Raw genomic sequence first — 23,284 nt, 5'->3', positions numbered from 1 at the left:
CCGTCACCCTAGAATCCGACCCCATGCCCGGCTCCTTCCTTCGCCACCTGCTGCTGCGCGCCTGCTGCCTGCTGGCGCTGCTGCCCGCCGTGGCCGGCGCCCGCGACACGCTGGCGGAGTACCGCCTGGACCCGGTGCACACGCGCGTGATGTTCGCCATCTCGCACGCGGGATTCTCCAAGGCGCTCGGCACCGTGTCCGGAAGCACCGGCACCCTGATCTTCGATCCGGACGACTGGAGCCGTGCGAAGGTCGACGTGCGGGTGCCGATCGCACGCGTGGACCTGGGCGACGCCGACTGGAACAAGGCCACGCTGGCGAAGTCCCTGCTCGATGCCGAAGGCCACCCCGAAGCGCGCTTCATCTCCACGCGGGTCGAACCCGTCGATGCCACGCACGCCCGCGTGCACGGCGACCTGACCCTGCGCGGCGTGACGCGCGAGGTCGTCCTCGATGCGATGCTCAACGCCGCCAAGCGCCACCCGATGCCGCCGTTCCGGCGCACGGTGGGTTTTTCCGCCACCACCACGCTCAGCCGCGCCGACTTCGGCATCACGGCCTGGAAATCGGTGATCGGCGACGAAGTGGAACTGCGCATCGAGGCCGAGGCCACCTACGACGGCAAGGCCGATGACGACGTGCCGACCGCCGACACCCCGCCTTCCCCACCACCACCGCCGGAGCCGACGCCATGACCCTGAAGAACACCGACGATCGCTGGGGTGCGGTCAGCCAGCTGTTCCATTGGGTCATCGTGGCGCTGATCCTGGTGATGGCGTACCTCGGCCTGACCATGGGCGACCTGCCGAACGGGCCGCGCAAGATCAACATCTACGCCCTGCACAAGTCGATCGGCCTGACCATCCTGGCGCTGGCCGTGCTGCGCGTGCTGTGGCGCGTGTACGCCGGCGCGCCGGCGCCTGTGCCCGGAACGCCCACCTGGCAGCAGCGCATCGCATCGGTGACGCATTTCCTGCTGTATGCACTGCTGTTCGCCATCCCGCTGTCCGGCTGGGTGCTGAACTCGTCCGCCGGCTATCCCCTGCAGTGGTTCAAGCTGTTCAACCTGCCGGCCATCACCGGCCGCAGCGACGGCGTGCATGAAGCGGCAGAAGGCGCGCATGAACTGCTGTTCTGGGTGCTGGTGGCGCTGGTGGTCGCCCACGCCGGCGCGGCGCTGTACCACCACCTGTTCCAGGGCGACACGACGCTCACGCGCATGCTGCCGGGACGCCGCAAGGCGCCCACACCGGCGCCCGTCGCAGCACCCGCCTCCTCTTCCCCCACCCCGCAGGATTCCCCCGATGAAAACCCCTGACCGCACGCGTCTCGCGCTCGCCGCCCTGTTGCTGGCCACCGCAGGCCAGGTCGCGGCCGCCGACTATGTGCAGGCCCCCGGCTCGACGCTCGTGTTCGCCAGCAACTACCAGGGCGAAACCTTCACCGGCCGGTTCGGCGGCTTCACCACCACGATGAGCTTCGACCCGAAGCAGTTGGCGGCCAGCCAGCTGGATGTCGCCATTCAGCTGGCCGGCACGCAGACCGGCAACAAGGACCGCGACGATACGCTGGTGTCGGCCGACTTCTTCAACGTGGGCAAGTTTGCGCAGGCGCGCTATACGGCGACGAAGTTCCGCGCGCTCGGCGGCAACCAGTACGCGGCCGACGGCACGCTCACGCTGCGCGGCGCCAGCAAGCCGGTGACGCTGACCTTCACCTGGACGCCCGGCGCGCAGCCGGTGCTGACCGGCAAGGCGACGGTGAAGCGACTGGACTTCGGCGTGGGCGGTGGCGACTGGGCCGATACCTCGACGATCCCCAACGAAGTGGCGATCAGCACGAAAGTGGTGTTGAAACCGGCGAAGTAAGCGCGCATGCGTCTTCGGCGAGGCGTGCTCTATTCCGCATCGGCATCGCCTGCCTGCTGCTGCCCGCGGCAGGCGTCGCGGGGCTCGGGTGGCGGCGTGGCCGTCTGGTGGTGTCGCATCCTTCGAGCGTCGGACCGCCGCCCGCGGGTTCCCACGCTCGCGATGTGCGGATAGCGGTACCGCACGTGGCACCGGTGGCAGGATGGTGGTGGATCGCAGGCAAGCGCCGCCACGCGAGCGTGTTGCTTGTGCACGGCATCGGCGCAGACCATCGCGCGAGGGCTGTCGCTACGCGGCGACGCCGTACGCTTGATCGACCTGCCCGCACACGATGACAGCCCCGGGGATGCGATCACTCGAGGCGCCGGGTGACACTCTGCTGGCTAGGGCGTCACCCAGCGCGCCACGGCGACAGCATCGAACGGCCAGTCCAGTTCGTCGCCGGTTTCGCTGCGATGCAGCACGGGCACACGGATGCCGTAACGCGCTTCCAGCACGTCGTCCTCGTCGATGAACACGCTCTCGAACTCGGGAACCCGCGCCTCCGCAAGCACGCCGAGCGCCAGGTCGCACAGGTGGCAGTCGTCGCGTTGATAGAGGATCAGGGGCATGGCGGCAGGGGAATGAGGGGCGTCCGGCGCGTACGTGCTTAGAATAGCGGCCTTTCCGCGGTGGTTCGCAGCATGGCAGTCAGCACGTTCGACCTGTTCAAGATCGGCATCGGCCCGAGTTCGTCGCATACGGTGGGTCCGATGCGGGCGGCCGCGCGCTTCGTCGCGCGCTGGCTCGTCGACGGTGGGCGCCTGCAGGACGTGGCACGCATCCGCGCCGAAGTCTTCGGTTCGCTCGCCCTGACCGGCCGCGGTCATGGCACCGACAAGGCGGTGCTGATGGGCCTGGAAGGCCACTACCCCAACGAAATCGACCCCGACATCATCCCGCCGGCGCTGGAGCGCATCCGCGCCGGCAAGCGCATCCTGTTGAACGGCACGCACGAGGTCGCCTTCGACGAGAAGCGCGACCTGCTGATGAACAAGCGGCAGAAGCTGCCGTACCACACCAACGGCATGCGCTTCACCGCCTTCGATGCGAACGACGAGGTGATCGCCACGCGCGATTACTACTCGGTCGGCGGCGGCTTCGTGGTCAATCAGGACGACGCGGCGGTGGACCGCATCGTCGCCGACGAAACGCCGCTGCCGTATCCGTTCAAGAGCGGCGACGAACTGTTGGCGCAGTGCCAGCGCAGTGGACTGAGCATCGCCGCGATGATGTTCGAGAACGAAAAGGCCTGGCGCAGCGAGGACGAGATCCGCGCCGGCCTGCGTGCGATCTGGAACGCCATGCAGTCGTGCATGGCACGCGGCATCCGCGAGGAAGGCACCCTGCCCGGCGGCCTGCATGTTTCGCGTCGCGCGCCCGCGCTGCATCGCGAGCTGTCCAGCAAGCCGGAAGCCGCCATGCGCGATCCGCTGACGGTACTGGACTGGGTGAACCTGTACGCGCTGGCCGTGAACGAGGAGAACGCCGCCGGCGGCCGCGTGGTCACCGCGCCCACCAACGGCGCGGCCGGCATCATTCCGGCGGTGCTGCACTACTTCGACCGCTTCTGCCCGGGGAACAGCGAGCAGCGCGTGTTCGACTTCCTGCTGACCGCCGCGGCCATCGGCATCCTCTACAAGGAGAATGCCAGCATCAGCGGCGCCGAAGTCGGCTGCCAGGGCGAAGTGGGCGTGGCCTGCTCGATGGCGGCCGGCGGGCTGGTCGCGGCGCTGGGCGGCAGTCCCAGCCAGATCGAGAACGCTGCCGAGATCGGGATGGAGCACAACCTGGGCCTGACCTGCGATCCCATCGGCGGCCTGGTGCAGATCCCGTGCATCGAGCGCAACGCGATGGGCGCGGTGAAGGCCATCAACGCCAGCCGCATGGCCATGCGCGGCGACGGCAAGCACAAGGTCTCGCTGGACAAGGTCATCAAGACCATGCGCGACACCGGGCGCGACATGCAGGACAAGTACAAGGAAACCAGCCGCGGCGGACTGGCGGTCAATGTCATCGAGTGTTAGGCCGCTATGGACAATGATGATGTTCTGAGATCAGAGGATGTCGCCCATGTGCGAATCGAGGTCCTGGAGATACGTCGTAGAGTTCTCCTCGGGACTACGGCAGCTTCTATCGTTGCTGCAGCCGTCATCGGACTTTTCGTGTACTACTTCAAGCTCCATAACGTTATCGCCTCGATGCTTGTTTCCGCAGTATTTCTCGTGCTTGGCGCCTTAGTTGTTTTTCGTTGGTGGAGGCACTACCGCAGTGTGCTTGGACAGATCGACATCATTGCTCAAAGAGTTGCGAATGGAGAGATCGTTTATGGTTCAAAAGTGGCAATTCACTCTTATCGGTGAGCGGCCTAACAATTCATTCAAGCCAACCCCGCTTCGCGGGTCGGCTTGATTCAGGTGTTAGGCGGCCCACGTGAACCTTGAAGATCTTCAGAACCTGGCGCTGCGTCTGAACGAGCTCTATGAGCAGCTTGAGATCAAACGCTATGGCCGCGTCTGGACCACGGAGGAACTCGCACTCGGGTTCGTCGGGGACGTGGGCGATCTGGCGAAGCTGATCCAGGCGGGTGCCGGCGTCAGGCATATCGACGACTGCAAGGCCAAGCTCGGCCACGAGTTGTCGGACTGCCTGTGGTCGATCATCGTTCTGGCGCACAAGTGCGGCATTGACCTGCAGGCCGAGTTCGTGAGGAATACGACCGAACTGACCGAGCATGTCTCCCGCGAACTGGGTGCGGATGCAGGAGCCGCCTGACACGTTCGCATGGGCCTGATCCCCTTTACCGGCAGGCTTCGTGCTGTCACCCGGTTACGGCCTCCGGCCTGACAAAGGTCCCGCGGAAGCGACAGCCTGTTAAGTGGCGTCACAACATCCCGTATGCCGCCTTGGCCCGCACGCGGTCTGCGGGCTCCAGCCAGGCAGGCCACGAAACCTGCCATCCGTGTTTTCACGACCGGGGTACGGCTACCGGCACGGCCCCCTTTCCCCTTTAGGCCGACAGAACCGCGCCGATACCGTTCTTGGTAAACCTACTTACCGGAGACGCGCCCTGTCCGAGCACACGGACACGACCCCCCGCGCCCGCCCGTCCTGGTGGCGCCGATTGGCGGCCTGGTGCCTGCCCCTGCTGGGCGGGATGGCCGCGCTTTGTCCGACGGCGCACGCGCTGGACCCGTCCAAGTCGTTCCACCACTACGTCCGCAACCACTGGAGCCTGGAACAGGGCCTGCCCCAGCTCAGCGTGCTGGCGATCGCCCAGGACAAGCCGGGCTACCTGTGGTTCGGCACGCAGGCCGGCCTGAGCCGCTTCGACGGCGTGCGCTTCACCAATTTCGACCTGGACACCACGCCCGAACTGCCCAGCACCTGGATCCAGGCCCTGCATACCGACCGCGCCGGTCGCCTGTGGATCGGTACGCCCCAGGGCCTGGCGGTGCGCGAGGGCCACCGGGTGCGCACGGTACCGGTGGCACCGGGCGAAGGCGACGTGGTCGAAGTGCTGGCCCTGACCGCGGATACCGCGGGCCGGCTGCTGGTGGCGACGCGCCGCGGCGTGATGACGGTCGCCAACGATCGGCTGGAGATGCTGCACGCCCTCCCGGAGGGCGGCGCCCTGGCGCTGCACGTGGATCGGGACGGCACGCTCTGGGTGGGCGGCCGGGGGCGCGTGCACGCCTTCGATGCCAGCGGCGAACGCGTGCTGATGTTGCCTGCGGGCGCCACGACGGCCCATGTGGTGGCGCTGGCGCATCACCACGGACGGGTGTGGGCGGGCACCGAGGCGGGACTGTTCGTGCTGTCGGGGCGCCAGTGGCAGCGCCATGGCGAGGTGGCGCCGGCCAGCGGGGGAATTCTCGCGCTGCGCCAGGATCGCGATGGCGTCCTCTGGGCCAGCACGCGCGATGCGGTCTACCGCCTCCGCGCGGGGCGTCTGCTCGAGCGGATCCGCGGCGAGGGTCCGCTGGCCGAGATCCGCGCATTCTACGAAGACCGCGAATCCAACCTGTGGCTGGGCAGCAACAACGAAGGCGTCAGCCGCGCCTGGAACGGCTGGACGCGGCGCTACAGCCGCGCGGAGGGACTGCTGCAGCCACTGCTCTGGTCCACCGCGCAGGGCCCCGACGGCCGCGTGTGGGTGGGCAGCGACGACGGCGTCAGCGTGCTGGAGAACGGCCGCTTCCGCCTGGTCGTGCCCGGTCCCGCGTTGCCGCATCCGGCCGCCTACAGCCTGCTGCCGGAGAACGGGCAAACGTGGATCGGCACGCGCGATGGGGCCGCGCTCTATCGCGGTGGCCGCGTGCAGCACCCACGCATGCTGGCGGCGTTGAACGCCGCGCAGGTGAACGGCATGGTGCGCGACCGCGGCGGCCGGCTGTGGTTCGCCACCAGCACGGGGCTGTACCGCTGGGACGGTGGCGAGCGGCTACGCCGCTATGGCACCGAGGCCGGCCTGCGCGACGTGCGCGTGCGCGTACTGATGGAGACCCGCGACGGCCGCCTGCTGGTGGGCACGCAGAGCGGCCTTTACGAATTCGTCGACGAACGCCTGGTCGCCATCCCGCTGGCCGGCACCGGACTGGACGCGCCCCACATCGTGGCCCTGCACGAACTGGCCGGCGGCCAATGGCTGGTGGGTGCGCTGTCCGAGGAACTGATGCTGGTGTTCGATGGGGAGCGCTGGACACGGTTGGACAAGACGCGCGGCATCCCGGCCAACGCCCCGTTCTTCTTCGCCGAGGACGGCAACGACTTCCTCTGGGTCGGCGGGCTGCGGGGCATCTACCGGGTCAGGATCACCGACCTCCTGGCCGCCACCGGGGACCCTGCCGCACGCGTACCGGCACGCACGCTGCTGAACGAGCGCGGCGACCGCCATGGCGGGCAGAAGGGCGACTGCTGCAACGGCGCCGGCAACAGCCGCGGCTTCATGGCCGACCACGCACTGTGGCTGCCGACGCGCGACGGCCTGGTGGTGATGGCGACGGACCAGCCCCTGACCAACGACTACGTGCCCGAATCGGTGATCGAACGGGTGCAGGTACGTGGGCACTGGCGGGCCGCCGACCCGGTCGCGGCCTGGTCGCTGCCGCGTGACGCGCGCGACCTGCGTTTCGAATTCACCACGCTCAGCTTCCAGGCCTCGGACCATATCGACATCCGTTACCGCCTGAAGGGCTACGACGAGGACTGGAAGCTGCTCGACGACCCGCACCAGCGCAGCGCCACCTACACCAACCTGCCGGCCGGGCATTACGTGTTCGAAGTGCTCGGCACCAACAACAGCGGCGTCTCCGGCCGCACCGCGGCGACGCAGGCATTCACCATCGCGCCGTACTTCTACGAAAGCGCCTGGTTCTACCTGCTGCTGGCGATGGCGCTGGGCGTGCTGGTGCTGCTGTCCAACCGCTGGGTGCTGCGCCGCCACCACAACCGTCGGGTGGCGCTGGAGCGTTTGGTGCAGCAGCGCACGCGGGACCTGCAGCAGGCCAACCGACAGCTGGAAGCGATCAGCCTGACCGATCCGCTGACCAGCCTGCACAACCGTCGCTACCTCGCGCGGCAGCTGCCGGCGGACATCGCCTACTACCAGCGCATGCCCAAGTTCGCCACCGGCGTGGATGTGCTGGCCTTCGTGCTGCTGGACATCGACCACTTCAAGTCGATCAACGACGGCCATGGCCACCAGGCCGGCGACCACGTCCTGCAGACCGTCGCACACCGCTTGCGCACTCTGTCGCGCGAAGGCGACTACGTGGTCCGCTGGGGCGGCGAGGAATTCCTGATGGTGTTCCGGCCCATGCCCCGGCACGAGCTGCACGCCCTCGGCCGCCGCATCTGTACCGCCATCGCCAGCGAGCCGGTGGAGGTGGCCCACACGCGTCTGCACGTGACGGCGTCGCTGGGCGTGATCGGTTATCCGCCCTATCCCGAAGCCCCTGAGCTACTGGGGTGGGAGCAGCTGGTTTCGCTGGCGGACCGCGCGCTGTACCAGGTCAAGGCGCAGGGACGGAATGGTTGGGCGGTCTACGAAGCCTCGCCGTCGCGCTCGCCGTTGCCCGATGCCGATCATGTGCGACGCGACCCCGGCGAACTCGTCCGCGGTGGCCACCTCGTGCTGCGCGGCCCGCACCATCCCACCGCCGCGGCACCATCGCCGTTCGACTGAGGGCAGCATCGCCGTTTCTCAGCCGGCGTCATCCGTGCGCCACGAAGCGCCGGCACGCGCCAACGCCACTTCGTTGTCCGCGCACGATCAGCGCGCCGTCGCGATCGCCAGCACGTCGTCCAGCAGCGCGGCGGCAGTGATGCCGGCGCCGGCGCCAGGCCCCTGCACGACCAGCGGCTGCTCGTCGTAGCGGTCGCTGTAGATCGCCACGCGGTTGTCGGTGCCGCTGCCGCCGCAAAGGGGATGGTCTTCGGGCAGCACCTGCAGGCCCACGCTGGCGCGCTCACGGTCGAAACGGCCGACGAAGCGCAGGCGGCCGCCGTTGCGGTAGGCCTCCTTGAAGCGCGCCGCCACTGGCGCATCCAGCTGCGCGAGTGCGCCGTCGACGCTGTCCAGCGGCAGCGCCGCCAGTTCCGCGGGCACCAGCGATTCCACGCGCACGTCGGCCTGCTCCAGCGGCAGGCCCGCGGCGCGCGCGAGGATCAGCAGCTTGCGGCGCACGTCCTCGCCGGACAGGTCGATGCGCGGATCGGGTTCGGTGTAGCCCGCCTGGCGCGCCTGGCGGACGAAGCCGGAGAACGGGCGCATGCCGTCGTAATGGTTAAACAGCCATGCCAGCGATCCCGACAGCACACCCTCGACGCGATGGATACGGTCCCCGCCGGCCACCAGCGCACGCAGGCTGCGCAGCAGCGGCAGGCCGGCGCCCACGGTGGCCGCATCGCCGTAACGCGCGCCGGACGCCGCGCAGGCCTGCGCGATGGCCTGCGCGCGCGACCATCCGCTGCCCGCACCCAGCTTGTTGGCCGTCACCACGTGCACGCCACGCGACAGCCATTCGGCATGCCAACCGGCGACCGCGTCGCTGGCGGTGGCGTCGATCACGATGTCGCCGGCATGCAGGGCTTCGGCTTCCGCCCAGGGCGGGAGATCATCGCGGCGTGCGGCCGCTCCGTTGGCTTCCTCCAGCGCGCGTTGCGGTGCGCCGGCGCAGTCGTGCAGCGCGCGCGAGTTCGCCAGCCACGCCAGCGGCGGCAGCGCCAGTCCGGCCGATTGCAGACGCTGGTAGCGCGCCACCAGTGCGCTGCCCACCACGCCCGTGCCGAGCAGCGCGAGCCTCGGTGCGCGGTGCGCGGCGGTGCGCGGCGGTGCGCAGCGGAACGACCGTGCTCATGCGTCGGCGAGCCTGCGTTTGGACTCGGCCACCACCGCCTCGGCCCGCGACAGCGCCGCAGCGAGGTCGGCCAGCAGATCGTCGGTCGCTTCGATGCCGACCGACAGCCGCAGCAGGCCGTCGGAAATGCCGGCCTTGGCGCGTGCTTCCGGCGTCATCGCCGCGTGCGTCATCGTGGCCGGGTGCGCGACCAGGCTTTCCACACCGCCCAGCGATTCGGCCAAGGTGAAGTAGCGCAGGCCTTCGACGAAGGCGCGCACGGCTTCCTCGCCACCTTCCAGCTCGACACTCAGCATCGCGCCGAAGCCTTTCTGCTGGCGCGCGGCGACGGCGTGGCCGGGATGGGTCGACAGCCCGGGGAAGTAGATCTTCGACACCGCCGGATGCGCCTCGAGCAACGCGGCGATGGCGCTCGCATTCTCCTGGTGCGCACGCAGGCGCGCGTCCAGCGTGCGCAGGCCGCGCAGGGTCAGGAAGCTGTCGAACGGCGAGCCGGTCAGGCCCAGCGCGTTGGCCCACCACACCAGCTGCTGGTGAGTTTCGGCATCGCGCGCGACCACCGCACCGCCGACCACGTCGCTGTGGCCGTTGATGTACTTGGTGGTGGAATGCAGCACGACATCGGCGCCGAAGTCGATCGGCGTCTGCAGCGCCGGCGACAGGAAGGTGTTGTCCACCACCGTGCGCGCGCCGGCCTTGTGCGCGGCCTCGATGACGAAGCGCAGATCGGTGATGCGCAGCAGCGGGTTGGACGGGGTTTCGATCAGCACCAGCTTCGGCGACTGCGCCAGTGCGTCGGCCAGCGAGCGCGGATCGGTCAGGTCGGCGGTGATGAGATCGAAGTGACCCTTCTTCGCCAGCGCGTTGAACAGGCGCCAGCTGCCGCCGTAGGCGTCGTGCGGCACCACCAGCCGATCGCCCGGCTCCAGCAGCGCGTTCAGCACCAGCGTGATCGCGCCCATGCCGGTGGCGGTCACGACGGCGCCGGCACCGCCTTCCAGTTCGGCCAGCGCCTCGGCCAGCAGGTCGCGCGTCGGGTTGCCGCTGCGGGTGTAGTCGTACTCGCGCTTCTGCGCGAAGCCGGCGAAGCTGAAGTTCGACGACAGCACGATCGGCGGCGTCACCGCGCCGTAGGCGGTGTCGCGGTCGATGCCGGCGCGCACGGCGGCGGTGGCGGGACGACAGGGCGCGTCGGTATCGGTGGGGGTGTAGCTGCTCATGCGGGGTCTCCGGCGGCGCGCAGGGCCGAGGTCAGGATGGAATCGATGCGGTCGGTTTCTTTCAGGAAGGCGTCGTGGCCATAGGGCGAGCGCAGCACGCGCAACTGGCCCAGCGTGCCCAGGCCTTCGACCAGCGCCACGGAATCGGACAGCGGCACCAGGCGGTCGCCTTCCACCGCAACCACCAGCGTGGGCACGCGCACGTCGGCGGGATCGATGCGGTGCAGGTCGATGGATTCGGACAGGCGCACGTAGGCGGTGACCGGCGTGCGCGCAACGTACTGCGCACCGGCGGCGTCCAGGTAGTCTTCGGCGGCCACGCGCACGCGCCCGTTGACGATCTCGGGCGCAGTATCGAAGCGCTCGCCGAATTCCTCCGGCGTGCGATAGCTCAGCATGGCGAACTGGCGTGCCAGCGAGAGGCCCTGCGCGTCGGCGCACTGCAGCTGGCCCAGGGTCACCGCACGGCGCTGCAGCGCACGCCAGGCGGCGGCGTACGGATGGGCGCGATGCGCGCCACTGACGGCGATCAGCGTCTCCACGCGCGCGGGGTGGCGGATGGCCAACTGAAGGCCCACCAGCGCCCCGTACGAGTAACCCACGAACGCCTGCAGGCGGACGATCTTCAAGGCGGACAACAACTGGGCGATGGCGTCGGCCTGGTCGGCCGTATCGATGGGGACATCGAGGCGACCATCGGCCCCGACGAAATCGAATGCGAGCAATTGGCGGCGCGCCGGATCCAGCGCACGGCCAGCGCCGACCAAGTCGTTCAGCCAGCCGTTCTCGGGGAAGACACCGCTCGCCGCCAGATGGCGGTGCGCGGAAATGCCGCCGGCCACGAACACCACCGGCGCACCGGCCGGCCCTTGCAGTTCGTAGCGCAGCGTCAGCGCGCGCGTGCCCGCATGGCGCATCGACAGCTCGACCACGACCTCACCCCGCACGGCACACGGCGCGGCATCGGGGAGCGAGGGAATCGCGATGCCGTCGAGGCTCGACGGTTCGGCGAGGCGGTTCAGCGCGGGACTGGCGTAACTCATGGCGGCATCCGGTGGGCGTGGTCCCTTGCGGGACGGGACTGCACCACCGAGCTTCGCGGAGCTCGCGTTCGCCGTGCGAAGGCACGGTACGAACCATCTTTCGGCGGACACTGGGTCCCCGCAGGATTTGGCACCTACACGACGCTTGCGCGTCGCTGGCTGCCCCGGCTTCTTCGGGCCTGTCCCTCTGCCGGTCTCGATGGTGAGGCTACTCTGCCCCGCGCCTTGCCGGATGTCAATCGCTTTATTCGGATGAAGCGATGAAATTTGACGCCCGTCCCGCTGCCGGCCGGCTTAGCGATAACGCATAATTCACATCATGATCCGTAACAGCCTCCTCGGCGGTCTGTGCGTGGCCCTGCTGGCCGCATGCTCCACCGCCCCTCTGCACACCTCCACACCCCCCGCCCCGGCGCCGAAAACCGCTGCGGACGCCATCGTGCAGGAGACCTGGGTTTCCGAACCTGTCCCCGGCGACGAACTGGACTCCCTGGTCGCGTGGCCGACGGAAGACGGCCGCGTCTGGCTGATCGCCACCGCCAAGGCCACCCACCACCTGGCCCTGTACGACGCCGACACCGGGCAACGCCTGCGCACCGTCGGCGGTCCGGGCACGGCCGTGGGCCAGTTCAACCGCCCCAACGGCATTGCGGTGTTCGGCGACCTGCTGTTCGTGGCCGAGCGCGACAACCACCGCGTGCAGGCCTTCCGCCTGCCGGAATTCGCGCCGCTGGGCGCGTTCGGCGCCGACGTGCTGCGCTCACCCTACGGGCTGTGGGTGCACGAGCCTGCGCCCGGGGAACTGGAACTGTTCGTCACCGACAGCTTCATGGCCGATTTCCGCACCATGACCCTCCCGCCGATGGCGGAGCTGGCAGGCCGCGTGAAGCGCTTCCAGGTTCGCATCGAAGACGGCGGCAAACTGGAAACACGGCTGCTGGGCCAGTTCGGCGACACCGGCGCGGCCGGCGCGCTGCGCGTGGTCGAATCCATCGCCGGCGACCCGGCGCACGGGCGCCTGCTGATCGCCGAGGAAGACCGCCGTGTGGGCTCCACGCTGCGCGACTACACCCTGGCCGGCCACTACAACGGGCGCAGCCTGGCCACGTTCGACGCCGACGCCGAAGGCATCGCGCTGTGGGCCTGCAGCGCCGAGGACGGGTACTGGGTGGCGGTGGACCAGCTGACGCCCACCCGCTTCCGCGTGTTCGACCGCGCCACGCTGGCCCCGGCCGGCGTGTTCTCCGGCAAGGTCACGTCCAACACCGATGGCGAGACCGTGTACGCGATGCCCACCCCGCGTTTCCCGGCCGGGGCCCTGTTCGCCCTGCACAACGACGTGTCGCTGGCCGCGTTCGACCTGCGCGACATCGCCCGCGCACTCGACCTGAAGGGCGATTGCCCGCGGTGAACGCGCGCGCGCTGGCCCTGGCCTGCGGCGTCGCCGTGCTGCTCGGCAGCCTGGGCGAGGCGGCCGCGGCGCGGCTGTATCGCTGGAAGGACAAGCAGGGCTACACCCAGTACGGCGACCAGCCGCCTCCGCCCGACCAGCTGGCCGGCAGCAGCCTGGACGTCCTGCGCTTCCGCAATCCGCCCAGCGCGCTGGTGCGGCTGCGCCTGGAGAAGCAGGGCCTGCAGTACCAGGCCTGGGCCGACAACCTGATGCACGGGCCGGTGGAAGTGCAGCTGGGCTTCCGCCGCCAGCGCGACGTGCGCAGCGCCCCCGCGCTGCCGGCCCGCGCGGTGGTGCCGGCGCGCAGCAGCGTGCGGGTGGCCGACATCAGCGTGACCGACCCGCTGCGCGGGGGCGACTTCGAACTGACCCTGGACGGCATGCCGGGCGATCCCGCCAGCCGCCCGCAGGACTACGAGTACCGGCTGCCGTTCGACTACGGGCGCGTGCGCGTGGACCAGGGCCCCGGCGGCCGCTTCAGCCATGGCGACGCGCAGAACCTGCACGCGGTGGATTTCGCGGTGCCCGAGGGCACCCGCATCGTGGCCGCGCGCGAGGGGCTGGTGATGCAGGTCGAATCCGACTTCGACAAGGCCGGCCTGAACCGCGAGAAGTACGGCGGCCGCGCCAATTTCATCCGCATCCTGCACAGCGACGGCAGCATGGCGCTGTACGCACACCTGAAGGCCGAGGGCGTGCAGGTGCGCGTGGGCCAGTACGTGCGCAAGGGCCAGTACATCGGCCTGTCGGGCAACACCGGGTTCTCCACCGCGCCCCACCTGCATTTCGTGGTGCAGGCCAACCGTGGCATGCGGCTGGAGTCGGTGCCGTTCCGGATGTTCGGCCCGCTGGGCCAGCTGCAGTTCCCCTCGGCACGGTGACCGGCACCGTCTCCGGCAGCCGGTATAATCGCGCCCTTCCCGCTTCTTCCGCGCCCGTCCGGGCGCCCGCCCCATGTCCGATCCGAACAGCGCCGTGGCCCACGAGGCCAGCCGCCGCCGCACCTTCGCCATCATCTCCCACCCCGACGCCGGCAAGACCACGCTGACGGAAAAGCTGCTGCTGTTCGGCGGCGCCATCCAGATGGCCGGCTCGGTGAAGGGCCGCAAGGCCGCGCGCCACGCGACCTCGGACTGGATGGCGCTGGAGAAGGAGCGCGGCATCTCGGTGACGTCGTCGGTGATGCAGTTCCCCTACGAGGGCAAGATCGTCAACCTGCTGGACACGCCGGGCCACGCCGACTTCGGCGAGGACACCTACCGCGTGCTGACCGCGGTGGACAGCGCGCTGATGGTCATCGACGTGGCCAAGGGCGTGGAAGAACGCACCATCAAGCTGATGGAAGTCTGCCGCCTGCGCGACACGCCCATCATGACCTTCATCAACAAGCTGGACCGCGAGGGCAAGGACCCGATCGAGCTGCTGGACGAAGTCGAAAGCGTGCTGGGCATCCAGTGCGCGCCGGTCACCTGGCCGATCGGCATGGGCCAGCGCCTGAAGGGCGTGGTGCACCTGATCACCGGCGAAGTGCACCTGTACGAACCAGGCCGCAACTTCACCCGCCAGGATTCCACCATCTTCCCCTCGCTGGACGCGCCGGGGCTGGAGGAGAAGATCGGCACGGAGATGCTGTCCGCACTGCGCGACGAACTGGAACTGGTGCAGGGCGCCAGCCATCCCTTCGACAAGCAGGCCTACCTGGACGGCAGGCAGACGCCGGTGTTCTTCGGCTCGGGCGTCAACAACTTCGGCGTGCAGCCGCTGCTGGATTTCTTCGTCGAGCACGCGCCTTCGCCGCAGGCGCGCGAGACCACCGGCCGCAAGGTGCAGCCGGACGAGGGCAAGCTGACGGGCTTCGTCTTCAAGATCCAGGCCAACATGGACCCGCAGCACCGCGACCGCGTGGCCTTCATGCGCGTGTGCTCGGGCCGTTTCGAGGCCGGCATGAAGACCTTCCACGTGCGCAGCGGCAAGGAGATGAAGCTGGCCAACGCCCTGACGTTCATGGCCAGCGACCGCGAAATCGCCGCCGAGGCCTATCCGGGCGATGTCATCGGCATCCACAACCACGGCACCATTTCCATCGGCGACACCTTCACCGAGGGCGAGGCGCTGTCGTTCACCGGCATCCCCAACTTCGCGCCGGAACTGTTCCGCCGCGCGCGCCTGCGCGACCCGCTCAAGCTCAAGCAGCTGCAGAAGGGTCTGGCGCAGCTGTCCGAGGAAGGCGCCACGCAGTTCTTCCGCCCGCTGATGAGCAACGACCTGATCCTCGGCGCGGTGGGCGTGCTGCAGTTCGACGTGGTGGCCTACCGGCTGAAGGACGAATACGGCGTGGACGCGTCGTTCGAGAATGTCGGCGTCGCTACTGCGCGGTGGATCCGCTGCGACAACGCGAAGAAGCTGGAAGAGTTCCGCGACAAGAACGCCATGAACCTGGCGCTGGACGCCGCCGGCCAGCTGGTCTATCTGGCGCCGACGCGCGTGAACCTGCAGCTGGCCCAGGAGCGCGCCCCGGACGTGCAGTTCCTGGCCACCCGCGAGCATGCGCACAGCGTCGACCTGGGCTGACCGCGCTGCCAGGGAACAGACCCGCAGGCCGCGTCTTGCGGGTTACGTTCCGCCCGTCCATCCCCTCGCGACATTCCGCCCGCCAGGGTGATCCGATAGGCTTCTCGAGCCGCCATCCGGCGGCGTCAAGGGGAGATGTCCATGTATTTTCTGGGGGCGTTACTGCTGTTGGCGGGTGCGATCTGGATGACGGTAAACGCGGCGAAGAAGGATGGTGCGCTGGCGGCTGTCTTCTGTTTCATCTGCGGTTTCTACACGATCTATTACGGCATCAAGAACTTCGCCGAGAACAAGATCCCGCTGATCATGTTCCTGGCCGGCCTGGTGCTCTGCCTGGTGTTCCGCCCCGACATGGCGGCGCTGAGCGGCGGCGTCGCGATCTGATTGCGGCGGGCGGGCAGCGGACTGCCGGGACATCCGGCAGCCCGCTGCCGGCTGACCGGCCGCCGCAGGGCCGATGCACGGCGTGCTGCGTTGCGGTAACGTGACGGCATGAGTGAACAGACCTCTTTCCACGCCCTGCGCGCCCGCAAACGGGCCGACCACCTGATCGACCTGCGCGACGAGATCGCCAGCGCGCTGACGCACGGCCTGGGCGCCGTCGCCGCACTGGCCGGCGGCGCCGTCCTGATCACCCTCGCCGCGATCTACGGCGACGGTTGGCAGTTGGGCGCTTCCATCGTCTTCGGCGTGACCCTGCTGCTGCTGTACACCGCCTCCACGCTGTATCACGCCATCCAGCATCCGGTGGCGAAGGGGCGGCTGAAGGTCTTCGACCACTGCGCCATCTACCTGCTCATTGCCGGCACCTATACGCCGTTCACCCTGATCGGGCTGCGCGGACCCTGGGGCTGGGGCCTGTTCACCGCCATCTGGACGCTGGCCATCGCCGGCGTGATCTTCAAGCTGTTCTACACCGGCCGCTTCAAGGTGCTTTCCACCGCCATCTACATCGCGATGGGCTGGCTGGTGATCGTGGCAGTCAAGCCGCTGCTGAACGCCGTCGATCCGGTGACGCTGGGCTGGATGTTGGCCGGCGGCCTGTTCTACACGCTGGGCACGTTCTTCTATCACCGCGAATCGATCCGCTATTCGCACGCGATCTGGCACCTGTTCGTGCTCGGCGGCAGCGTCTGCCATTTCGTGGCGGTGACCCAGCAGATCCTCATGCCGCGGCTGGCGTCGTAGACGCCCCCTGCACGTTCGTGTCCCTCGCGTGAACCGCTGAGGCCGCGTTTCGCGGGGCCTGAACACCGCGCGTCCAACCATGCACGCCATGGACGACGCGTACCGCTCCCGCCGCCGCTCTGTCTTGCAGTCCCTGACGCTGACGCGCGCGATCGTCTTTGGCGCGCTGGCCGCGTTGCTGGTGGTGCTGGCCGTGCTGTTCCAGTGGAACTGGTTGCGTGGCCCCGTCGAGCGCCTCGTGGCATGGCAGACGGGACGCAGTTTCGACATCGCCGGCGATCTGGATGTCGACCTTGGGCGCGTGACGACGATCCGCGCGGATGCGCTGCGCTTCGGCAACGCGGACTGGTCTCCGTCGCGCACGATGGCCTCCGCCGACCGTGCGGAGCTGGATGTGCGTCTGTGGCCCTTGCTCAGCGGCGAGATCCGGCTCGAGGCGATACGCCTGACACGACCGCGGCTGCGGCTGGAGATCGGTCCCGACGGACGCGGCAACTGGATCTTCGGCGAACGCGAGGGCAAAAGCCGGTTCAGCTACACCGGCCTGTGGGTCGATGAAGGACGCCTGGTGTTCCTCGATCCGCGCCGGCGTACGAACTTCGACATCACCCTGGACAGCGTCAGCACAGGCGACGGCTCGGCCTCGCCCGTCGACCTCAAGGGCAAGGGCCGGTGGGCGGGCAACGCCCTCACCGTCGCGGGCCGGGTGGAATCACCGCTGGCGCTGCGGCAGACGGACAAGCCGTACCGCATCGACTTGCGCGCCACCGCGGGCCCGACCCGCGCGCACGCGCGCGGCACGCTGCTCGACCCGTTCCGCCTGCGCGACTTCGACCTGCGCCTGCGGCTCGCCGGACAGGATATGGAAGACCTGTTTCCGCTGATCGGCGTCGCAATGCCGTCCACGCCCCCCTACCGCCTGGATGGCCGCTTCAGCCGGGACAGTGATACGTGGCGCTACGACGATTTCACCGGCCTCGTCGGCGACAGCGATCTCGGCGGCTCGGCCGCGGTCACCGTGGGCCGAAAGCGCCCCCTGCTGGAGGCCAATCTCGTGTCCAAGCGGCTGGATTTCGACGATCTTGCCGGCTTCGTGGGCGCGCCGCCACAGACGGGCGGCGAGGAAGCGGCCAATGCACAACAGCGCGCGAAAGCAGCCGCGCTTGCGGCGGATGCGCGCGTGCTGCCCGACACGCCGTACGACCTGGCCAAGCTGCGTGCGATGGATGCCGACGTGCGCTGGAAGGCGCACCGCATCAACGCGCCCACGCTGCCCATCGAGGACATGGACGCGCACCTGCTTCTGGAAGCCGGGCTACTGCGGCTGGAGCCACTGAACTTCGGCGTCGCAGAAGGCGACATCCGCTCGACGGTCCGCATGGATGCGCGCAGCGACGTGATCCGTACGAAGGCCGACATCGCGGTGCGCGGCCTGGACCTGGGCGAGCTGTTTCCCACCGCGCAACTGACGCAGAGCGCGATCGGGCGCGTCGGCGGCAACGCGTCACTGGCCGGGACCGGCAATTCGGTCGCCGGCATCCTGGGAACCGCCGATGGCGAGGTGATGCTGGGAATGGGGCGTGGCCAGGTCAGCAACCTGCTGATGGAACTGGCCGGGCTGGATATCGCCGAAGCACTCAAGTTCATGCTGACCCAGGACCGCACCGTGGCCGTGCGCTGCGCGTTCGGGGATTTCGCGGTCGAGAACGGCGTGATGCAGGCACGTACCCTCGCCTTCGACACCGCCGACACGATCATCGTCGGCAAGGGCAAGGTCAGCCTGAAGGACGAGACGCTGGACCTGGAACTGAGGCCGCGACCGAAGGATCGCAGCATCCTGGCCCTGCGCTCGCCGCTGGTGGTGGACGGCACCTTCAAGGATCCCTCGTTTCGCCCCGATTTCAAGCGGCTCGGCCTGCGGGGCGCCACGGCGCTGGCACTGGGCAGCATCGCGCCGCCGGCCGCGTTGCTGGCCACGATCGAGCCGGGACCCGGCCAGGACAGCGCGTGCGGTGGCCAGTACGCGAAATGACGGACGGCGTCAGCTGGCGATGTAGCGCTGCAGCTGGTCCAGTTCGACCTTCTGGTCTTCGATGACCGCCTTCACCAGGTCGCCGATGGAGATGACGCCGATGACGGTGTCGCCTTCCGCCACGGGCAGGTGGCGGATGCGGTGTTCGGTGACGACCTGCATGCAGTGGTCCACGCTGTCGTCCGGACCGACGGTAACGACCTTCGCGGTCATGATGTCGCGCACCGGCGTATTGGACGACGAGCGGCCCTGGAGCACGACTTTCCGCGCGTAGTCGCGCTCGGACACGATGCCGCACAGGCGTGAGCCCTGCATGGCCAGGACGGCGCCCACGCCCTTTTCGGCCATCAGCCTGATGGCGTCGAGGACGGAGGCGTCGGGGGAAACGGCGAAGATCTCAGGAGTCTTGGACCCCAGCAACTGACGAACCGTGCGCATGGCGATCTCCGGAATGGGGAACGGGTCGATCTGGCGAAGGCAAGGATACTCCTGCCGTCGCGGGATGCCACGTATCCACCAGGTACAGGGGCCGCTGCTTGGATTCTTCGTACAGCCGCCCCAGGTACTCGCCGATCAGGCCCAGCGCCACCAGTTGCACGCCGCCCAGGAACAGGATGACGGTCATCATGGTCGGCCAGCCCGCCACCGGATCGCCGAACAGCAGCGCCTTGGCGACCACGTAAAGCGCGAAGGCGAACGCCAGCAGCGCGGTGATCACGCCCAGATAGGTCGCCACGCGCAAGGGCGCCGTGGTGAAACTGGTGATGCCTTCCAGCGCGAAGTTCCACAGCTTCCAGAAGCCGAAGCTGCTGTTGCCCGCCACGCGGGCCTGGCGATGGTAGGGCAGCGCCTTCTGGTTGAACCCCACCCAGCCGAACAGTCCCTTCATGAAGCGATGCCGCTCGCGCAGTTCGCGCAGCGCCGCCAGCGCCCGCGGCGACAGCAAGCGGAAGTCGCCGGTATCGGCCGGGATGGGCGTCTTCGACAGGCGGCCGATCACCCGGTAGAACGCGTGCGCGGTGGCCCGCTTCAGCCATCCTTCGCCATCGCGGGCGATACGCGTGCCATGCACATTGTCGTAGCCGGCCTGCCATTGGCGCACGAACTCGCCGATCAGTTCCGGCGGATCCTGCCCATCGGCGTCCAGAATGATGGCCGCGCCTGCATCCACCCGGTCCAGGCCCGCGGTCAGCGCCGCCTCCTTGCCGAAGTTGCGCGACAACCGCAGCACCGACACGCGCGGGTCGTTCGCGGCCAGCGTGCGCAATACGGCCCAGGTGGCATCGCGGCTGCCGTCGTCCACATACAGCACGCGACCCTGCACGTCGTCCAGCGCGTCCAGCGCAGCGATGATGCGCGGATGGAGCATCGGCAGCGCCTGCGCTTCGTTGTAGGCGGCCACCACCACGGTGACCTGCCACGGAACGGGGCCGCTCACCGCAACGCCTCCAGGTAGGCGGTGCCGCCGATCTGCGCCACCTGACGCTGGATGCGCTTGGCCCGCCGCTGCACGTAAGGGCCGGGATTGGCCGCACTATAGCGGCGCGGCGATGGAAGCACCGCCGCCAGGCGCGCGCTCTCGGCCGCCGTCAGGCGCGCGGCATCCTTGCCCCAGTAGCGGCGCGCGGCCGCCTGTCCGCCATACACACCGTCGCCGAACTCGGCGATGTTCGCGTACACCTCCAGGATGCGCGACTTCGGCCATAGTGCTTCGATCAGCACCGTGTACCAGGCCTCCAGGCCCTTGCGCGCCCAGCGCGTGACCCGATGACTGCCCTGCCACAGGAGCAGATTCTTGGCGACCTGCTGGCTGATCGTGCTGGCGCCGCGCAGGCGCGTGACCGGGCGGCCCCGCTTTTCGGCCCGCTCGACCATCTTCCGGTTGTGGATGCGCGCCTTCTCGATCGCGTCCAGGTCGAAGCCATGATGGGTAGCGAAGTTCTGGTCTTCCGCCGCCACCATCGACAGCGGCAGGCTGGGCGCCATTTTGTCCAGGTCGCGCCAGTCGTAGGCCACCCGGAACCCGAAATCGCCGCTCCCCCATGCCTCCAGCGTACGGGCCGCCATGAAGGCACTGAACGGCGGGTCGACGAAGCGGAGCACCGCGACCTGCAGGATGCTCGCAGCCGCGAACAGGAACGGCAGGGCGAGCAGCCAGCGGAACCAGCGGGGTGCGCGGCGAGGCTTCTTTGACGGCTCGATCTCGTAATTCAAGTTACCGACACCAAGTGTTCACTTCTCGTTATTCTGGGACCAGTTCCCCCTTCTTGTCTCGCCAGCATGACGACCCCGCAGCCCGCGGCTCTCTCCGATGCCCTGAAAGCGCTGCTGGAACAGGCGAGCACGTGGTCCAGACAGAACCAGCCTGAGCGCGCAGCCGATTGCTGGCGCCGCGTGCTGGAGCAGTCCCCGGACGTCGCGCCGGCACTCAATGGACTGGGCAGCTATTACCTAAGCCGTGGCGAATTGGGCGAGGCGCAGCGGCTATTGCAGCGCGCCGCCACGGTCTCGGACCAACCCGCCATGGCCTACGCCAACCTCTCACGCGTGCATTCGGCGCGTGGCGACCTGCCGCAGGCATTGGAGGCGATCAAGCAGGCCATCCAGGCGGAGCCTGCCGCATGGGGTGCGCACGCCGAGAAGGCGCGCCTGCTCCAGCAACTGGGGCGCGAGCGCGAAGCCGCAACGGCGTGGTCAGCCGCGATGGCCTACATGCCGCCCGCCTTCGCCCAGGCGCCCCACATGCAGGCGCTGGTCAGCGAGGCGAAGGCCTCCATTGCCGCCAACCAGGCGCAGTTGCGGGAGTTCATGCTGGACCATCTGCATGGCGCGCTGGAAGGCGGTTCACGGCGCGAACTGGAGCGGTTCGATCATTGTCTGGACATTCTTACCGGGCGGCGCACCTTCGTTACCGCGCGGCCGTTGATGCTGCCGTTCCCGCGCCTGCCCGCGATTCCGTTCTTCCATCGCGAGGACTACGACTGGGTGCCGCGCCTGGAGGCCGCCTTCCCGGACATCCTGGTCGAACTGGAAACCCTACTGGCGCAGCAGCGCGCCTTCGAGCCTTACGTGCAAACACCCGCCGGCGAGCCGATGGGGCAGTTCGCCGCCCTCGACCGCAAGCTGGACTGGGGCGCCTACTTCCTGTGGCGGAACGGCCAGCGCATCGATCATCAGGCGGACCTGTGCCTGCGCACCGAGGCGGCCCTGTTCGCGCATGCCCCCCTCAACCGTGTGCCCAACCGCGCACCGGTGGCGTTCTTCTCGGCGCTCAAACCAGGTACACACATCCCTCCACACAATGGCGCCACCAATACCCGACTGACAGTTCATCTGCCGCTGATCATCCCCCCGGACTGCGGGCTGCGCGTAGGGGGCGAGACGCATGCGTGGAAGCCTGGCGAACTCGTCCTGTTCGACGACACGATCCAGCACGAAGCCTGGAACTTCAGCGACCAGCTCCGCGTCGTCCTGATCTTCGACATCTGGCACCCGATGCTCACCGACTTGGAAAAGCGCCTGGTGGCCCATACGGTGGAGGGCATCATGGCTTTTTACGGCGAAGGCGCCGACCTTGGAGAACTGTGAGCAGTGATGCCCCCGACACCCTGACCCGATTCCTGCTGCCCGCCGCCGGCGTGCGCGGGGTAGCCGTGCGGCTGGACGCGACGTGGGACGCCGTCGGCGGGCGCGCCGACTACCCCCCGGCGGCACGCGAACTGCTCGGAGAGGCGGCCGCGGCGGCCGTCCTGTTCACCGGCCACACCAAGGTGGACGGGCGGCTATCCATCCAGATCCGGAGCGAACAGGGCCTGCGCACCCTGTTCGCCGAATGCACCGCCGCCGGCACCGTGCGCGGCATCGTCCAGTTGACCGAAGGGCAGGATGCCCCGCGCGACCTGCGCGACCTCGGCCGCGAGGCGCTGCTGGCCATCACCATCGAGAACCCGGGGCTGGACCCACGCGAACCGCAGCGCTACCAGAGCCTGGTGGGGCTGGACGCCAGCCGGCTGGCCGAGGCCTTCGAGGACTACTTCCGCCAGTCCGAGCAATTGCCGACCCGCCTGCTGCTGGCGGCCGACGGGGACCGGGCCGGCGGCCTGATGCTGCAGAAGCTGCCCGGCGACGAGGGGGACGACGATGGCTGGAACCGGGTCGGCGCCCTGTTCGACACCCTGGGCGAGGCGGAGTTGCTGTCGGCATCCGTCCCCGTCCTCCTGCACCGTCTGTTCCACGAGGAGTCGCCGCAGGTATTGACCGAGCGCCCCGTTCGCTTCGGCTGCTCTTGTTCCCGGGAGCGGGTTGCGAGCATGCTGCAGTCGTTGGGACAGGAGGAGGCGGCGGCCGCCCTGGCCGACGGCGTGGCCGAAGTCCGTTGCGAGTTTTGTGGGCAGCAGTACCGGTTCAACCCGGCCCAGATCGCGGAACTATTCGACCATCCGGCGGTCGACATGGAGGCACCCGCCCGCCTGCAGTAATCCGGCGGTCGGAAAGTCGCCCCGGGGACTT

General features: G+C 68.7%; 20 protein-coding genes, 2 pseudogenes and 1 riboswitch. Of the genes and pseudogenes, 15 read left to right on the top strand and 7 right to left on the bottom strand.

All coding sequences use genetic code 11. The features are described from left to right. Positions 1 to 23 precede the first annotated feature (23 nt). From V8246_RS08975 to V8246_RS08965, 3 genes and pseudogenes are all read left to right on the top strand, one after another. Positions 24 to 695, top strand: coding sequence for a YceI family protein (locus V8246_RS08975; RefSeq protein ID WP_336188825.1), 672 nt, complete (start codon positions 24 to 26; stop codon positions 693 to 695). After that, a pseudogene (locus tag V8246_RS08970) lies at positions 692 to 1,228 on the top strand (cytochrome b); the annotation flags it as partial. The gene V8246_RS08975 and the pseudogene V8246_RS08970, both read left to right, overlap by 4 nt. Positions 1,229 to 1,304: 76 nt before the next feature. Then, on the top strand, positions 1,305 to 1,868 hold the full coding sequence (locus tag V8246_RS08965) for a YceI family protein (protein WP_336188824.1): 564 nt from the start codon (positions 1,305 to 1,307) through the stop codon (positions 1,866 to 1,868). Positions 1,869 to 2,251: 383 nt separating this feature from the next. On the opposite strand, the gene V8246_RS08960 is transcribed toward V8246_RS08965, so the two are convergent. After that, positions 2,252 to 2,479: a glutaredoxin family protein gene (locus V8246_RS08960; RefSeq protein WP_185896895.1), complete on the bottom strand. Its 228-nt coding sequence runs from the start codon at positions 2,477 to 2,479 to the stop codon at positions 2,252 to 2,254. Positions 2,480 to 2,551: 72 nt separating this feature from the next. Between V8246_RS08960 and V8246_RS08955 the strand changes: the two genes are divergently transcribed. From V8246_RS08955 to V8246_RS08940, 4 genes are all read left to right on the top strand, one after another. Next, on the top strand, positions 2,552 to 3,934 hold the full coding sequence (locus V8246_RS08955) for an L-serine ammonia-lyase (RefSeq protein WP_336188823.1): 1,383 nt from the start codon (positions 2,552 to 2,554) through the stop codon (positions 3,932 to 3,934). A gap of 6 nt (positions 3,935 to 3,940) precedes the next feature. Continuing rightward, the gene (locus tag V8246_RS08950) at positions 3,941 to 4,270 is read left to right on the top strand and encodes a hypothetical protein (protein ID WP_336188822.1); all 330 of its coding nucleotides are present in this window, start codon (positions 3,941 to 3,943) and stop codon (positions 4,268 to 4,270) included. A 70-nt stretch (positions 4,271 to 4,340) separates the two neighbouring features. Further along, a complete protein-coding gene (locus tag V8246_RS08945; RefSeq protein WP_336188821.1) occupies positions 4,341 to 4,682 on the top strand; it encodes a nucleotide pyrophosphohydrolase in 342 nt (113 codons plus the stop codon). Between the two features lie 382 nt (positions 4,683 to 5,064). After that, on the top strand, positions 5,065 to 8,094 hold the full coding sequence (locus V8246_RS08940; protein ID WP_336188820.1) for a two-component regulator propeller domain-containing protein: 3,030 nt from the start codon (positions 5,065 to 5,067) through the stop codon (positions 8,092 to 8,094). 87 nt (positions 8,095 to 8,181) lie between these two features. On the opposite strand, the gene V8246_RS08935 is transcribed toward V8246_RS08940, so the two are convergent. From V8246_RS08935 to V8246_RS08925, 3 genes are all read right to left on the bottom strand, one after another. Further along, positions 8,182 to 9,189, bottom strand: coding sequence for a homoserine dehydrogenase (locus V8246_RS08935; RefSeq protein WP_336188819.1), 1,008 nt, complete (start codon positions 9,187 to 9,189; stop codon positions 8,182 to 8,184). A gap of 75 nt (positions 9,190 to 9,264) precedes the next feature. Continuing rightward, positions 9,265 to 10,488 carry an O-succinylhomoserine (thiol)-lyase gene (locus tag V8246_RS08930; RefSeq protein ID WP_185896900.1) on the bottom strand — a complete coding sequence of 408 codons (1,224 nt, stop codon included), beginning with the start codon at positions 10,486 to 10,488 and terminating at the stop codon, positions 9,265 to 9,267. Beyond that, entirely contained in the window at positions 10,485 to 11,531 is a 1,047-nt protein-coding gene (locus tag V8246_RS08925; protein ID WP_336188818.1) for a homoserine O-succinyltransferase, read from the bottom strand. The genes V8246_RS08930 and V8246_RS08925 overlap by 4 nt, the downstream gene beginning before the upstream one ends. A 90-nt stretch (positions 11,532 to 11,621) precedes the next feature. After that, a riboswitch (SAM riboswitch) is annotated at positions 11,622 to 11,737 on the bottom strand. A gap of 113 nt (positions 11,738 to 11,850) precedes the next feature. Between V8246_RS08925 and V8246_RS08920 the strand changes: the two genes are divergently transcribed. The 6 genes from V8246_RS08920 (at position 11,851) to V8246_RS08895 (ending at position 18,775) form a co-directional block, all read left to right on the top strand. Next, on the top strand, positions 11,851 to 12,942 hold the full coding sequence (locus V8246_RS08920) for a phytase (RefSeq protein WP_185896902.1): 1,092 nt from the start codon (positions 11,851 to 11,853) through the stop codon (positions 12,940 to 12,942). Next, entirely contained in the window at positions 12,939 to 13,865 is a 927-nt protein-coding gene (locus V8246_RS08915; protein ID WP_185897063.1) for a M23 family metallopeptidase, read from the top strand. The genes V8246_RS08920 and V8246_RS08915 overlap by 4 nt, the downstream gene beginning before the upstream one ends. A gap of 73 nt (positions 13,866 to 13,938) precedes the next feature. Further along, positions 13,939 to 15,555, top strand: coding sequence for a peptide chain release factor 3 (locus V8246_RS08910; RefSeq protein ID WP_185896903.1), 1,617 nt, complete (start codon positions 13,939 to 13,941; stop codon positions 15,553 to 15,555). A gap of 141 nt (positions 15,556 to 15,696) precedes the next feature. Beyond that, positions 15,697 to 15,939, top strand: a complete 243-nt coding sequence (locus V8246_RS08905; protein WP_185896904.1) for a hypothetical protein — start codon at positions 15,697 to 15,699, stop codon at positions 15,937 to 15,939. A 108-nt stretch (positions 15,940 to 16,047) separates the two neighbouring features. Continuing rightward, positions 16,048 to 16,743, top strand: a complete 696-nt coding sequence (locus tag V8246_RS08900; RefSeq protein WP_185896905.1) for a hemolysin III family protein — start codon at positions 16,048 to 16,050, stop codon at positions 16,741 to 16,743. Between the two features lie 88 nt (positions 16,744 to 16,831). After that, on the top strand, positions 16,832 to 18,775 hold the full coding sequence (locus V8246_RS08895; protein ID WP_336188817.1) for an AsmA family protein: 1,944 nt from the start codon (positions 16,832 to 16,834) through the stop codon (positions 18,773 to 18,775). 9 nt (positions 18,776 to 18,784) lie between these two features. Here V8246_RS08895 and V8246_RS08890 read toward each other — a convergent pair whose 3' ends face one another. The 3 genes from V8246_RS08890 to mtgA are packed head-to-tail and all read right to left on the bottom strand — an operon-like array spanning position 18,785 to position 20,989. Beyond that, entirely contained in the window at positions 18,785 to 19,213 is a 429-nt protein-coding gene (locus tag V8246_RS08890) for a CBS domain-containing protein (protein ID WP_336188816.1), read from the bottom strand. Then, entirely contained in the window at positions 19,173 to 20,213 is a 1,041-nt protein-coding gene (locus tag V8246_RS08885; RefSeq protein WP_336188815.1) for a glycosyltransferase family 2 protein, read from the bottom strand. Before V8246_RS08885 ends, V8246_RS08890 begins: the two co-directional genes overlap by 41 nt. Next, positions 20,210 to 20,989, bottom strand: a complete 780-nt coding sequence (gene mtgA, locus V8246_RS08880) for a monofunctional biosynthetic peptidoglycan transglycosylase (protein WP_336188814.1) — start codon at positions 20,987 to 20,989, stop codon at positions 20,210 to 20,212. The genes V8246_RS08885 and mtgA overlap by 4 nt, the downstream gene beginning before the upstream one ends. A 66-nt stretch (positions 20,990 to 21,055) precedes the next feature. On the opposite strand from mtgA, the gene V8246_RS08875 reads away from it, so the two are divergent. Then, positions 21,056 to 22,363, top strand: a complete 1,308-nt coding sequence (locus V8246_RS08875; protein WP_336188813.1) for an aspartyl/asparaginyl beta-hydroxylase domain-containing protein — start codon at positions 21,056 to 21,058, stop codon at positions 22,361 to 22,363. Continuing rightward, positions 22,360 to 23,181, top strand: a pseudogene (locus V8246_RS08870) (Hsp33 family molecular chaperone HslO); the annotation flags it as partial. The gene V8246_RS08875 and the pseudogene V8246_RS08870, both read left to right, overlap by 4 nt. Positions 23,182 to 23,284: the final 103 nt, after the last annotated feature.

It is taken from the genome of Pseudoxanthomonas sp. F11 (assembly GCF_037046485.1).
Lineage (GTDB): Bacteria > Pseudomonadota > Gammaproteobacteria > Xanthomonadales > Xanthomonadaceae > Pseudoxanthomonas_A.
This window is presented reverse-complemented; position numbering and strand designations above follow the sequence as displayed.